General features: G+C 64.7%; 12 protein-coding genes and 1 pseudogene. 11 read left to right on the top strand and 2 right to left on the bottom strand.

Features of this window, described 5'->3' with window-relative positions:
* Positions 1 to 246: 246 nt before the first annotated feature.
* From ACVI1L_RS20385 to ACVI1L_RS20365, 5 genes are all read left to right on the top strand, one after another.
* The gene (locus ACVI1L_RS20385) at positions 247 to 1,413 is read left to right on the top strand and encodes an ATP phosphoribosyltransferase regulatory subunit (RefSeq protein WP_456783626.1); all 1,167 of its coding nucleotides are present in this window, start codon (positions 247 to 249) and stop codon (positions 1,411 to 1,413) included.
* Positions 1,410 to 2,387, top strand: a complete 978-nt coding sequence (gene hisG, locus ACVI1L_RS20380) for an ATP phosphoribosyltransferase (protein WP_057016654.1) — start codon at positions 1,410 to 1,412, stop codon at positions 2,385 to 2,387. Before ACVI1L_RS20385 ends, hisG begins: the two co-directional genes overlap by 4 nt.
* Before the next feature lie 141 nt (positions 2,388 to 2,528).
* Positions 2,529 to 3,575, top strand: a complete 1,047-nt coding sequence (locus tag ACVI1L_RS20375; RefSeq protein WP_316395501.1) for a glycosyltransferase family 2 protein — start codon at positions 2,529 to 2,531, stop codon at positions 3,573 to 3,575.
* Entirely contained in the window at positions 3,572 to 4,414 is an 843-nt protein-coding gene (locus tag ACVI1L_RS20370) for a ChbG/HpnK family deacetylase (RefSeq protein ID WP_057016656.1), read from the top strand. Before ACVI1L_RS20375 ends, ACVI1L_RS20370 begins: the two co-directional genes overlap by 4 nt.
* A gap of 129 nt (positions 4,415 to 4,543) precedes the next feature.
* Complete coding sequence (locus ACVI1L_RS20365; RefSeq protein WP_456783625.1) at positions 4,544 to 5,395, top strand: DUF2076 domain-containing protein; 852 nt, start codon at positions 4,544 to 4,546, stop codon at positions 5,393 to 5,395.
* A 72-nt stretch (positions 5,396 to 5,467) separates the two neighbouring features.
* Here ACVI1L_RS20365 and ACVI1L_RS20360 read toward each other — a convergent pair whose 3' ends face one another.
* Complete coding sequence (locus ACVI1L_RS20360; RefSeq protein WP_456783624.1) at positions 5,468 to 6,274, bottom strand: L,D-transpeptidase family protein; 807 nt, start codon at positions 6,272 to 6,274, stop codon at positions 5,468 to 5,470.
* A 310-nt stretch (positions 6,275 to 6,584) separates the two neighbouring features.
* Between ACVI1L_RS20360 and ACVI1L_RS20355 the strand changes: the two are divergent.
* From ACVI1L_RS20355 to ACVI1L_RS20335, 5 genes and pseudogenes are all read left to right on the top strand, one after another.
* Positions 6,585 to 7,362 (top strand): annotated as a pseudogene (locus ACVI1L_RS20355) (protein phosphatase CheZ).
* 374 nt (positions 7,363 to 7,736) lie between these two features.
* A complete protein-coding gene (locus tag ACVI1L_RS20350) occupies positions 7,737 to 8,099 on the top strand; it encodes a potassium channel family protein (protein ID WP_456785571.1) in 363 nt (120 codons plus the stop codon).
* 1,500 nt (positions 8,100 to 9,599) lie between these two features.
* On the top strand, positions 9,600 to 9,785 hold the full coding sequence (locus ACVI1L_RS20345) for a hypothetical protein (RefSeq protein WP_156436301.1): 186 nt from the start codon (positions 9,600 to 9,602) through the stop codon (positions 9,783 to 9,785).
* A gap of 215 nt (positions 9,786 to 10,000) precedes the next feature.
* Complete coding sequence (locus ACVI1L_RS20340) at positions 10,001 to 10,480, top strand: hypothetical protein (protein WP_244558799.1); 480 nt, start codon at positions 10,001 to 10,003, stop codon at positions 10,478 to 10,480.
* Between the two features lie 189 nt (positions 10,481 to 10,669).
* Entirely contained in the window at positions 10,670 to 10,948 is a 279-nt protein-coding gene (locus tag ACVI1L_RS20335; RefSeq protein ID WP_141339615.1) for a hypothetical protein, read from the top strand.
* A 219-nt stretch (positions 10,949 to 11,167) separates the two neighbouring features.
* Here ACVI1L_RS20335 and ACVI1L_RS20330 read toward each other — a convergent pair whose 3' ends face one another.
* Complete coding sequence (locus tag ACVI1L_RS20330; protein WP_026192247.1) at positions 11,168 to 11,686, bottom strand: hypothetical protein; 519 nt, start codon at positions 11,684 to 11,686, stop codon at positions 11,168 to 11,170.
* Between the two features lie 318 nt (positions 11,687 to 12,004).
* On the opposite strand from ACVI1L_RS20330, the gene ACVI1L_RS20325 reads away from it, so the two are divergent.
* On the top strand, positions 12,005 to 12,301 hold the full coding sequence (locus tag ACVI1L_RS20325; RefSeq protein WP_018269780.1) for a co-chaperone GroES: 297 nt from the start codon (positions 12,005 to 12,007) through the stop codon (positions 12,299 to 12,301).
* The last annotated feature ends 135 nt before the right edge of the window (positions 12,302 to 12,436 follow it).

Below are 12,436 nucleotides of genomic sequence, written 5' to 3'. Positions count from 1 at the left end.
TCGCGCCTCCAGCGACAAAGGCGAAGCCTTTGCGCCGGGATGACGGAACCTGCAGCTCGCTTACCCGATGAAAGCCGAGGACAAACATCTGCCCCTAGCCAAGCCGTCGCAAAATCGTTAACGCACGCAATCATTAAGCCACTTGGCCGATCGCTGTCGAAACCCCGATCCGGCCATGGTAAGGGCTGCCCCGAACCACCCTTGGAACCCGCGCCGGAACCTGGTCCGGACCTATTGGACGTCGAGATGACCGAAGCTGCCGCACCACGATCCGCCGCCGGATCCGCCGTTTGGGCGGATGCGCTGCTGGCCTCGTTCGCGCAGGCCGGCTATCAGAGGTCCGAGCCCGCGATCCTGCAGCCGGCCGAGCCGTTCCTCGATCTCTCCGGCGAGGACATCCGCAAGAGCCTGTACCTGACGACGGACCCGAGCGGCGAGGAGCTCTGCCTGCGCCCGGACCTCACGATCCCGGTGGCGCGCGACTACCTCGCCTCCGCCCGCGCCGGCCAGCCCGCCGGCTTCAGCTATCTCGGCCCCGTGTTCCGCTATCGCGGCGGCGCGCCGAGCCAGTTCCTGCAGGCCGGCATCGAATCGTTCGGGCGGCAGGACCGCGCCGCGGCCGATGCCGAGATGCTGGCGCTGGCACTGGAGGCGACCACGGCGTTCGGGTTGAAGGACGTCGAAATCCGCACCGGCGACGTCGCGCTGTTCAACGCGCTGATCGATGCGCTCGACCTCTATCCGGTGTGGCGGCGCCGGCTGATCAAGGACTTCAACCGCAAGGTCTCGCTGACCGACGACATCGAGCAGCTGACGCTCAAGACGGCGCCGGGCCGCAACGAATATGAGGGCGTGCTCGCCGCGCTGGCCGGCTCCGACCGCAAGGCGGCGCTGGCGCTGGTCACCGATCTGATGTCGATCGCCGGCACCACCAATGTCGGCGGCCGCACGGTGGCCGAGATCGCCGACCGTTTCCTCGAGCAATCGACGCTGAAGGGAGGCGCGCTGCCGCGCGATGCGGTCGCGACCATCAAGCGCTTCCTGGCGATTGCGGGCGATCCCGACGACGCGGTCGCGCAGCTGCGCGCGCTGGCTGGCGACGCCCAGCTGAACCTTGCCGTCGCGATCGACCAGCTCGAGAGCCGGATCGGCTTCATGGCCGCGCGCGGCATCGACATCCGAAAGACCCGGTTCTCCACCGCGTTCGGCCGCGGCCTCGACTACTACACCGGCTTCGAGTTCGAGCTGCACGCCAGGGGCAACGGCGCCGAACCGCTGGTCGCGGGCGGCCGCTATGACGGGCTGATGACGCAGCTCGGATCAGTCAATCCGATCCCCGCGGTCGGCTTCTCGGTCTGGATCGAGGCGATGACCCGGCATGGCCAGGCCACCTCCTTCGGAGCCGCCCAATGAGCACGCCATTCGTCGTCGCCGTTCCCTCCAAGGGGCGGCTGCAGGAAAACGCCGAAAGCTTCTTCGCCCGCGCCGGGCTAACCTTGTCGAAGGCCGGCGGCGCCCGCGACTATCGCGGCACTATCGCCGGCGTCGACAATGTCGAGATCGCCTATCTCTCGGCGAGCGAGATCGCGGCCAATCTGGCCCGCGGCTCGGTGCATCTCGGCGTCACCGGCGAGGACCTGGTGCGCGAGAGCATTCCCGATGCCGACAAGCGCGTGCTGATGATCGAAGGCCTCGGCTTCGGCTTTGCCAATGTCGTGGTCGCGGTGCCGCAGGCCTGGATCGACGTCCGCACCATGGCCGATCTCGACGACGTCGCATCGGGCTTCCGCGAGCAGCACAATCACCGCATGCGGGTGGCGACCAAATACATCAATCTGACGCGCGGCTTCTTTGCCAAACACGGCGTCGGCGACTATCGCATCGTCGAAAGCGCCGGCGCCACCGAGGGCGCGCCCGCCGCCGGAACCGCCGAGCTGATCGTCGATATCACGACCACCGGGGCGACGCTTGCCGCCAACGGGCTCAAGGTGCTCGACGACGGCGTCATGCTGCGCAGCCAGGCCAATCTGGTGGCGTCCAAGGATGCCGACTGGTCGAAGGGCGCCCGCGAGACCGCGCGCGTGATCCTCGACCACATCGCTGCGCGCGCCCGCGCCAGCAAGTATCGCGAGGTCCGCACCCGCTTCGCCGGCTGCAACGATGCGCTGCTCTCCGAGGCGCATAACCGTTTCGGCGTGGTCACCCCGTTCGGCGGCCCGACCTCGTCGGGCATGCTTACGCTGCACTGCCCACCGGGCAAGCTCTACGCGCTCGGCAGCTTCCTGCGCGAGCACGGCGCCGAAACCGTGTCGGTGGTGTCGCTGGACTATGTGTTCGACCGCGAGAACCCGCTGTTCGCCAGGCTCGAGGCGTTCCTGCGACAATGAGGCGGCCACGCCGTTCATGTTGGCGACAGCTACCCTGCGGTACCATATTGTGTTCGAGGGATCTCTCGTTTTGACGCGGTGTCTTCGTGCGAGGCGGAAGGCCATTTCGCTCGAAAACGCTCTAGTTCTGGAACCTGATCGATGATGCTGGGCTCTGACGTTTCCAGCCTGACCACGACCGCCAAGACCGCCGCCGGGCAGGGTCTGTCGATCGTCGTGCCCGTCTACAACGAGGCGGCCGGGCTTGCTGCGTTGCATGAGCGGCTGATCAACCTCGCCAAGACGCTGCGCGCCCGCTATGGCCTCGCCTGCGAAGTGATTTATGTCGATGACGGCAGCGCGGACAACACGCTGATGATCGCGCGCGGCCTGCCCGCCGACGGGCTCGACCTGCAGGTGGTGTCGCTGTCGCGCAATTTCGGCAAGGAGGCGGCGCTGATGGCCGGCCTCGACCACGCCCGCCGCGGCGCGGTGCTGTTCATGGATGGCGACGGCCAGCATCCGCCGACGCTGGTGGAGCAACTGGTCGCGCACTGGATCGATGACGGCTATGACGTGGTCTACACGGCGAAGGCGCATCGCGACAATGAATCGGCCGCGCGGCGGCTGGCCGTGCGCGGCTTCTACGCGCTGATCAACTGGGGCGCCCGGCAGCAGATCCCGGAGGATGCCGGCGACTTCCGTCTGCTGTCGCCGCGCGCGGCCGCGGCGCTGCGGCAATTGCCGGAGCGCAACCGCTTCTTCAAGGGCCTCGCCAGCTGGATCGGCTTCCGGCAGATCCGCGTCGACTACGAGCCGGCGCCGCGCGCGCATGGCGTCACCACCTTCAATGCCGGCCGGCTGATCGGTCTGTCGATCGAGGGCCTGACCTCGTTCTCGGTGGCGCCGCTGCGCTTCGCAAGCCTGCTCGGCGCGCTGCTCGCCGGCGTGGCGTTCCTGTTCGGCCTCTCGATCCTGTGGGAAGTGCTGACCACCGGCAAGCAGGTCCCCGGCTATCCGTCGCTGATGATCGGCATGATGACGATCGGCGGCGTGCAGCTGATCATGATCGGCATCGTCGGCGAATATATCGGCAAGATCCTCTCCGAGTTGAAGGCGCGGCCGATCTACTTCGTCGCCGAGCACACCGAGAAGCACGCCGACGGCGGCGCGGCGCAAAATGCCTCCGAGCGGACCGCCGCGGAATGAACACCGATACGCCGCGCCGGATCTGGCTGTGTGCTGACGATTATGGCTTGAGCGACGGCGTCAACCGCGCGATCCGCGACCTGATCGAGCGCGGCCGCCTCAATGCGACGTCGGTGATGACGGTGACGCCGGCGATCGGCCGCGATGCGGCCAGCGCACTCACGGCGTCGGTGGCGAACAGCCCGCGCTGCGCGATCGGGCTGCATGTGACGCTGACCGCGCCGTTCCGGCCGCTGACGATGCATTTCGGCCCGCTCGACAGCGACATGTTCCTGCCCTTCCCGCGGCTGCTGCGCGCCGGGCTGATGCATCGGCTCGACGCCGAACTGGTCCATGCCGAGGTGCTGGCGCAGCTCGACGCCTTCCATGATCTGTTCGGCCGCGCACCCGACTTCGTCGACGGTCACCAGCACGCGCAGCTGTTCCCGCAGGTGCGCGACGGCTTCCTGCGCGCCGTGAAGGAGCGCGCGCCGGGCGCCTGGGTGCGGCAGTGCGGCCGCGAAGGCCCGCTGGCGCGCCAGCTGGCGGCGCCGAAGGCGCTGGTGCTGAACGTGCTCAGCACGCAGTTCCGGATCAAGGCGCAGCGAGCAGGCCTGCGGTTCAATCCGGCCTTCGCCGGCGCCTATGATTTTACGCGCGGCAATGATTTCGCGGCGCTGATGCAGGGCTTCCTCGACGGCATGCCCGAGGACGGACTCGTGATGTGCCATCCCGGTTTCGTCGACGAAACGCTGAAGAGCCTCGACCCGCTGACGACGCAGCGCGAGATCGAGCGTGCCTATCTCGCAGGCGACGATTTCCCCGCGCTGCTGGCCCTGAATAAAGTTACACTGGCCTGACAAGGCTCATAGGAATCCGCCGGTCGTATTGTCGCATACATAAATTTAATTCTGGCCCCCACTCCTTGCGCCACAAACCCCGTCCTACATCTCGGACGCGCCGATTCGATCGACGCGATGGAGAACGCCATGACACCGCAAGAACGCCAACTGATCGACGATCTCTTCGACCGGCTCGCCAAGCTGGAGAATGCCCCGCGCGACGGCGAGGCCATGTCCGCGATCATGCAGGGCCTGCGCAGCGCGCCGAATGCGGTCTACGCGCTGGTGCAGACCGCGCTGGTGCAGGACGAGGCGCTGAAGCGCGCCCATGACCGGATTCAGGAACTCGAGGCCGCGGTCGGCCAGCAGCAGGGAGCCCAGCAGCAGGGCGGCGGTTTCCTCGATTCGATGCGCGATGCGATCTTCGGCGGACAGGGCCAGCAGCATGGTTCGGTGCCGCCGGTGCGGGCGCCCGACCTGGGCGGCCGCGATCCTGGCAGCCGCCCGGTCTGGAACTCGGGCCAGGCGATGCAGCAGGCCGGCGGCGGCTATGGCCAGCCTTACGGCCAGCCCGCGCAACCCTACGGCCAGGGCTATGGCGGCCCGCAGCCGCCGGCGCTCGGCGGCGCGCCGGGTGGCGGTGGCGGCTCGTTCCTCGGCACGGCGGCGGCGGCCGCGGCCGGCGTGGTCGGCGGCGGACTGTTGCTCTCCAGCATCCGCGGCATGATGGGTGGCGGCGGCCACCAGTCGATGGCCGATGCCGGCGGCCTCGGCGGCGGGTCGCGTCCTTGGGGCGGCGACCAGTCGTCGAGCGACCTCGCGCGCGACGCCGGGGTCAACGACATCGGCTCCAACCGCGACAGCGGCTCGCGCGCCGGCGCGTTCGACCAAGCGCAGGCCGACCGGGACAGTGACGATGATCAAGACGCCGACGACTTCGACAATGATGACGACGGCTTCGACGGCGGCGGAGATGGTGACGACAGCAATTACGCGTAAGCGTCTCACCTGAAACACAAACGGCCGCTCCATCGAGCGGCCGTTTTATTTTGATCGATCGGGACTACAACTTCACATCACAACGACCCTGGCCCCGACATTGACGCGGCCGTAGAGGTCGATGACGTCCTCGTTGCGCATCCGGATGCAGCCGGACGAGACGTTGGTGCCGATCGTCCAGGGCTCGTTGGAGCCGTGGATGCGGTAGAGCGAGGAGCCGAGATACATCGCGCGGGCGCCGAGCGGATTTTCCGGGCCGCCCTCCATGTGCCGCGGCAGATCGGGACGGCGCGCCAGCATTTCCGGCGGCGGCGTCCAGGCCGGCCACTCCTTCTTCGCCGAGATCGTCTTGACGCCGGCCCAGGTGAAGCCGGGCCGGCCGACGCCGATGCCGTAGCGCAGCGCGCGGCCGTCGCCCTGCACCAGATAGAGAAACTTGTTCGGCGTATCGACGACGATGGTGCCGGCGCTTTCCTTGCCGCTATAGTCGACCAGTTGCTTCTCGTATCTCGGATCGAACGGACGCTGCGCCGGATCGCCCGCGGCCTCTTCCTGCTGCCGGAGCATCTGCTGCTGCGGATCCATCGGCGGCAGCTGACGGTTGCCGTAATAGCCGGGTTGCTGCTGATACATCGGCTGCGGCGAATAACCCTGCGACGACGGCGCATCGCCGAACAGGAATTCGATGAAGCCGCCGCCCATGTTGGAGCGCTGCGGCTGCACATAGGCGGTGCGCATCGGCGGCTGCGGAGCGCCCTGATTGGCATAGATGACGGCGGGCCCGGCGGGCGCTGCCGCGTCGATCGCCATGGTGTGATGGGGAACGGCAATAAGAGAAGACGCGCCGGCGAGCAGCGCAAGCGTGGTTTTCCTGAACATCGACGTACTCTGTACTGGTTTCGTCGTGACGTGATGCGCGCGGCGCCGACTTTGCGCCGTTGCACGTGGTCAATAAGCAATGAAAACCGCATCGGTTTGGTAAACGGATCGGCCGTTTCGATTCACCACATCGGCAATGGAGCGCGGTTTTCCCTGACAGCGTTTATTTTGCGTGAACGGCGTGGCGACATGGTTAATCGCCGGTATCGCCGCGCTTGCGCGCTATCCGCGCAAACAGTTCCGGCGTGAACCTGACGTTAAATCCGCTCTGTCTAGAACGGACTTCAGTGAAGGGGCGGGAATGAAAATCATGTCAGTGAAGCGCAAGCGTTTTCGTGTCGAGCAGGCGATGGGCGAGGTTGTGATGCCGGAGCCGGATGTTGCGGGCGGCGCCGATCTCGGTCCGATGCATCGCGAGATCATGGCCGAGCTTCGCTCGATCCGCGCCCAGATGGCCGCAGCCCCGGCACAGCGCACCGGCGACAGCGTCGATGCGGCGGTCGCCCGCGAAGTCGCCGAGACCCACGCGCTGCTCGAGACCTACCGTGCGCAGGTCGAACAGTGCGAGAAGCTCAAGGTCGAGCTCGACCTGATTCACGACGCGATCAGCCGCACCAAGCGCGAGATCGCCGTGCTGCACGGCAAGAGCTTCAACGGCGAGGAGGATGGCCAAGGTCAATGGCGAGCTCGGCGCCGTGGTCGGCGGCACCGAACAGGCCACCCAGCAGATCCTCGAGGCGGTGGAGGCGATCGACCAGGCCGCGTCCGCGCTCGCCAACAACGTCACGCCCGACCAGCAGAAGCGGCTCAGCGAAGATATTCAGGAGCGTGTGGTCTCGATCTTCGAGGCCTGCAACTTCCAGGACCTCACCGGCCAGCGCATCAGCAAGGTGATGCAGACGATGAAGTTCATCGAACAGCACATCAACGAGATGATGAAAATCTGGGGCGGCGTCGACGCCATCAAGTCGCACGTCCCGGCGATCGTCGACACCCGCGAGGGCGATGCCCGCCTGCTCAACGGTCCGAAGCTCGACGGCGACGCCGGCCACGCCTCACAGGACGACATCGACGCGATGTTCAACTGAGGTTCGTCAGATCAACACGAAAAACGCCGGCCCTCGGGCCGGCGTTTTGTTTGAGCGATGGTGCAACTCCCGCGAGGATCGCCGCCTCGCCCTCCGCGCAAGCCGATGGTCGCAACGCGTCGGATCGGTCAAGGCGACTTACCAATCGCAGCATTCTTTATCCTCCGTCGCCATACAACATCGCCATACTGGCTGCCGGCTGGCTCGCCATCTCGCTCACGCTCGGAGCGGTGGTTGCGCACGCCGTATTCCGGCGCGGTCGCGTCACCTATCATCGGATCATCGGCGCGGCCCTGCTGTATCTGCTGATCGGGCTCGGCTTCGGGACGCTATTCGTCTTCCTCGGGTTGTGGTTTCCGGATGCATTCAAGGGAATGAATTTCGAGGATGACTCAGCCCCTGCGAGCTCGGTCTATTATCTCAGCTTCGTCACGCTCACTTCTACCGGCTACGGGGACATCATCCCTGTGCACCCGCTAGCGCGCATTGTGCAATGTCGAGAGCGTGATCGGCCAGCTTTACCCGGCCACGCTGCTGGCGAGGCTCGTTACGCTCGAACTGAGAGACCAGGGCTCATTAAGGCTTGTATTTCACGCTGCGAACCCGGCTCGCGCTACTTCGGGCTTCGGGCGACCGAGCCTCGCTCCCTTGGCACAAACCGCCCTATCGCCTTCAAGTTTTCCGACGTAGATTGGGTGCCCGATGGAAGGGATCGTTCATGGCACCCGGGTGCTTAAAACCGAACCCGTCAGATCACGTCCTCTATGACGAGAAGAGCTTGCTGCGACATCGAGCCGCGGCACCTCCCATCGGCGCTGCAAAAGTCGGATCGGCTCGCCAACCACAACGCGCATTTCAATCGAGCAAATTGCCTCGTCAGCTCAGGCGTCGATGGGTCGAACCGTCGAGCGGTGACGTGGTGCTCCGCATCACTCTGGCCGCGAGCGCGCTCTGGCCGATCCTGCTGTTGACCGTCCTGTTGCTCGAAGCTCAGTAAGGCACGGCAGGCCCGACGGATTGTCGCCGCTGATTGTCATGGATGATTTAGAAGCGGCATTCGACCGGATGCACTACAGTACTGGCGCCCAGTCGCGACCTGAACGCCAGTAGAGTCGTTCATTCATACAAGGCGCAGACCCCTCCCTGCCAGCGCACGCATCTGCGAACGGCTCGGCGAGTTTGACGGACGGTCGTCCTTGCTACGCATACACCATTGATACGCGTCCGGCCCGGACCGCAGCCGACGGCCACCGGTATTGCCATTGTTTCCGTCTGGGGGAGCGGCGCGGGTGTCATGGCTTGCGCAGGTGCTCCAACACACAAAGCGAAGATAAAGACAGCAAACAAGCGGATCATTGTGTTCCTCCATTTAATCCTTTGAGGCACCACAGCTCCACTCCATAGCGATGGAAAGGCCCGGCCTTGACTTGCGTCAAGGCTCGCAGGCATGCGTCCCCTCACCGCAGGCATATGCTACCTGATCACCAGATGAAGTTGCCGAACCACCCATATCGCGGACGTCGCTCCGCAAAATGCGCATAAGGTGACGGCGCGTATCTCCTGGCATGGGCATACTTCCGAGGCGGCTTGGCTTCCCTCGCCTTGCGGCCCGACGATTTTGGCCGCTCGATTTCGGATTTCTGCATCTGGGCAAACGCTTCCCGCTCGCGAACGATCGGGGAAGGCCCGACAGTTTCGGCCGCGGCTGGAGCAGGAATTTCCGCAACCGTTCAGGAACGATAGTCGGGAGACTGGTGTCGTAAACGACAAGGTCAGGCAGCTTTTGCATCGAACGGATGCGAATGGTCGGACGACTCGAGTCGGGCTGCTTTGCCAGTGGAGAATTCGGGATGGTGGCATCCAGAAGGAATAGCAGCGCGAGCAGCACTCCGCCGATATACAGGAAATACCGCGCCACTGGCATGGATCGCTCCATCCGCCATTGTGCACATCGCCAGGCTTCTTTGCCCAAGGGCACGCATCTGCGCTGAAGCATGACTCAGCACAGCGTCAGGCGGCTACCGGCCGACGAGACCGCATTGACGTGCGCGTGGTCGACACCAGCGTCCCATTCAAGAACTTCAGGACCTTTGACATAGATCAACAGATCGCGACAAGTGATGAATCAGTCCGATCCTCCGTCTCGACAAAATGCATCTTGTGCCAGCGTCGACGGTTGCAAATCCGCTGGCAGGTTTGTTGTCGCGGGTGCATATTACTGCGTGAGGGAAATTGTCATGCGTATGCCGGGAGCCAACATTGGGTGCCGGTTGCATGGGACTTCCGGAATCATTCCGGTCGCCCAGCGCGAGGATTCGCATTTTCGTCCAGCGCTGGATCATACATTCGCGGCCGGCTCGCTGCGTGTGACCAACGTGCAGAGCCTCCTATTAAAAATTGGCAAGCAGTTCGTATCGCAATAGCAATCGCCGCAAGTGCAACAAGCGGCGCGTGGTGGAAGCGAGCGTTTGAGCTTGTGGTGAGGACAGCCAACCGCCGGTAAGCACAGCGCGAGGTCGTCTTTGAAGGTGCGACGATGAGCGCCGGGCTTCTTTCAATCGCGCTGATGGCGTGCGCCTTGCTACCGGATCACTGATTGGGGCGGAGCCACTGGAGTACTCAACACTGGAGATTGAACATGACGCAAAGAATTGTCCGAAATACTGCAATTGCGCTTTCGACTATCGCTTGTGCGACACTGTTCTCCATCACCTGGTCCGAGCGGGGCGGTCTTTCGGCGTCGGTCGAAAGTGCCCAGGCGCGTGTGGGCCGGCCGCTGACGCCCGTGAGCGTCGCCGGCGTCGCGCGTCGTCAGACCCGGCGCGCCGCGTACGGGTACGGGGTGGGCGCGGGTGTCGCCGCTACGGCAGCGGTCGCTGCGGCCGCCGCTACCGCGCCGGCCTATTCCGGCTGGGGCACAAACGATTGGACCAATTCGTATGCCGCCCAGACGGATCCCTACTTTGGCCAGCCCTACTATCCGGCACGAGCCTACCAGAGGATCAGTCCGTATTACGGATATGCCGGATGGACGGAGTACAAGGCAGCCAATGGTATCGGCTGCGAGCCCGGCACGATGACCAAGATGGCTGACGGCCGCATGTACGTCTGTCAGTGAAGCCGGCGCAACGGCAGCGCAAGAGGGCGGCTCCCTGAGCCGCCCTCTTTCACGATGAAGCAGATCAATCCCACGCGGCGACGGGTCGCGCGCGGCGTTGATCTACGTCAACATCGCCTCCCCCTTTTGCCACTGACGATACCTTGGGCCGCATCTGAAGCGGGCTCCATCACCTTCAGTTCACGTGCGATGAGGAGGATCACCATGCGTCGGACGAACATTTTTCCAACCAAGTCAGTGACGGTTGCGGGAATAGCGGCGAGCCTGATGTTGGGGTTTGCAGGCGCCGCTCTCAGTCCAGCACCGGCCAACGCCGTGATTTACTGCACGTATGTCGGTTATCCGGCAGGCTGCGTGGCACGGGCAGGCGTTGTGCTCAGGCCTCGTCCGGTGGCGCGCGCTGCGGTCCGCCACAATGCGGGCGGCAATTTGAATGGCGGCGTCAATCGGGTTGGCGTGCGGCGATAAGGCCGTGTTTGCGGGTCTCCTTCCCTTCTCCCCTTGTGGGAGAAGGTGGCGCGGATGCAATCCGCGCCAGATGAGGGGTTGTCGCCGTCTACTCAAATCATCGCGGAGGGAGACCCCTCACCCGGATTGCATCTGACGATGCAATCCGACCTCTCCCACAGGGGGAGAGGTGCACCGACTATGCGGCGCTTTGTCGGAAGATCGCTCGAAGTCCCGCCGTTACGCCCTCGGGGCGCAGCGGACGTAGACCATGTTGCCGTAGCGGACCCCGGCGTCCTTGTCGACGAAGCGGGTGATCATGACGCGGCCGTCGAACGAGACGATCTCGCGGTCCTGCTCGCCGGGCGTCGGTCCAGGCGGGCCGATATAGTTCTTGCCACTCGGGGAACCCTTCAGCCGCAGTTCCTGCGGGGTGGCCTGGTCGGCCAGATGCATGATGACGCCGCCGTTCTGGCCGGCGCCGATCACGTAAGGCTGCTTGCACTGGCCGCGCGCGGCGGCCTCGGTGCGGGCGCGATCGGCGGGATTCTGGAACGAGGCGAGACCCCAGCGGCCGACGATCTCATCGGCGCGGATGCTTGCGGGCATTTCGGGGGCGACCCCCGGCTCGGCTGGCGCCGGCTCAGGGTTCGACGACAACGACGGCAGGCTCATGCTGCCGCACGCCCCCAAGAGTGTCGTCAGCGCCGAAACAGCCGCGAACCGTGCGACCAATCGCGCGTTGAATGACCTGATCATATGCATCCCCCGACTATGTCCCGGCCGCACCCGTCCTGCAGCCAAGCGTAAAACTTAAGACGGAGCAATGACGTCTGACAAAATTACGTCATCGCTACGATTTGGTTTCTGGTCCACCATCCTATATTGGCCTCACCAAGGCCTTAACCCGTTTGCTTGACAGAAACTGCGCCAGGCCATATTTCCCGGCCCACAATTAGCACTCTCGCACCACGATTGCTAAGAGCGTCGGGCGTCCTGCCCAGCGCCGACCGGGCCGGCATCCAACGCCGGTCCCGATGAACCGGACCTGAAACCGAGCCTCCAAGAGGGAACGTCATGGCTAAATCCACCTTCCGCCCCCTGCACGACCGCGTCGTGGTCAAGCGTATCGATGCCGAGGAGAAATCCAAGGGCGGCATCATCATTCCGGACTCGGCGAAGGAGAAGCCGTCCCAGGGCGAGATCGTCGCCGTCGGCCCGGGTGGCCGCGACGAGGCCGGCAAGCTGATCCCGATCGACCTCAAGGTCGGCGACCGCGTGCTGTTCGGCAAATGGTCGGGCACCGAGGTCAAGCTCGACAACCAGGAGCTCCTGATCATGAAGGAGTCCGACATCATGGGCGTGCTGGCCTGATCGCCATTCAACCGCGCGACCGCACCACTCGCATCGTCATGCCCGGACTTGATCCGGGCATCCATCACGCTTCCGAAGAGTTCTTACCAAGGCGATGGATCGCCGGGTCAAGCCCGGCGATGACGAGCGCGGAAA

The sequence above is a fragment of the Bradyrhizobium sp. USDA 4516 genome (assembly GCF_054055915.1).
The sequence above is the reverse complement of the archived record's forward strand: the minus strand, read 5'-3'. Positions and strand labels throughout refer to the sequence as shown.

What these genes read in the sequence shown, in the direction of transcription:
- ACVI1L_RS20385 (WP_456783626.1), top strand. Translation starts at nt 247, where the DNA reads ATGACCGAAGCTGCCGCACCACGATCCGCCGCCGGATCCGCCGTTTGG.
- ACVI1L_RS20330 (WP_026192247.1), bottom strand. Translation starts at nt 11,686, where the DNA reads ATGATCAGGTCATTCAACGCGCGATTGGTCGCACGGTTCGCGGCTGTT.
- hisG (WP_057016654.1), top strand. Translation starts at nt 1,410, where the DNA reads ATGAGCACGCCATTCGTCGTCGCCGTTCCCTCCAAGGGGCGGCTGCAG.
- ACVI1L_RS20365 (WP_456783625.1), top strand. Translation starts at nt 4,544, where the DNA reads ATGACACCGCAAGAACGCCAACTGATCGACGATCTCTTCGACCGGCTC.
- ACVI1L_RS20375 (WP_316395501.1), top strand. Translation starts at nt 2,529, where the DNA reads ATGATGCTGGGCTCTGACGTTTCCAGCCTGACCACGACCGCCAAGACC.
- ACVI1L_RS20360 (WP_456783624.1), bottom strand. Translation starts at nt 6,274, where the DNA reads ATGTTCAGGAAAACCACGCTTGCGCTGCTCGCCGGCGCGTCTTCTCTT.
- ACVI1L_RS20340 (WP_244558799.1), top strand. Translation starts at nt 10,001, where the DNA reads ATGACGCAAAGAATTGTCCGAAATACTGCAATTGCGCTTTCGACTATC.
- ACVI1L_RS20350 (WP_456785571.1), top strand. Translation starts at nt 7,737, where the DNA reads ATGAATTTCGAGGATGACTCAGCCCCTGCGAGCTCGGTCTATTATCTC.
- ACVI1L_RS20345 (WP_156436301.1), top strand. Translation starts at nt 9,600, where the DNA reads ATGCGTATGCCGGGAGCCAACATTGGGTGCCGGTTGCATGGGACTTCC.
- ACVI1L_RS20335 (WP_141339615.1), top strand. Translation starts at nt 10,670, where the DNA reads ATGAGGAGGATCACCATGCGTCGGACGAACATTTTTCCAACCAAGTCA.
- ACVI1L_RS20370 (WP_057016656.1), top strand. Translation starts at nt 3,572, where the DNA reads ATGAACACCGATACGCCGCGCCGGATCTGGCTGTGTGCTGACGATTAT.
- ACVI1L_RS20325 (WP_018269780.1), top strand. Translation starts at nt 12,005, where the DNA reads ATGGCTAAATCCACCTTCCGCCCCCTGCACGACCGCGTCGTGGTCAAG.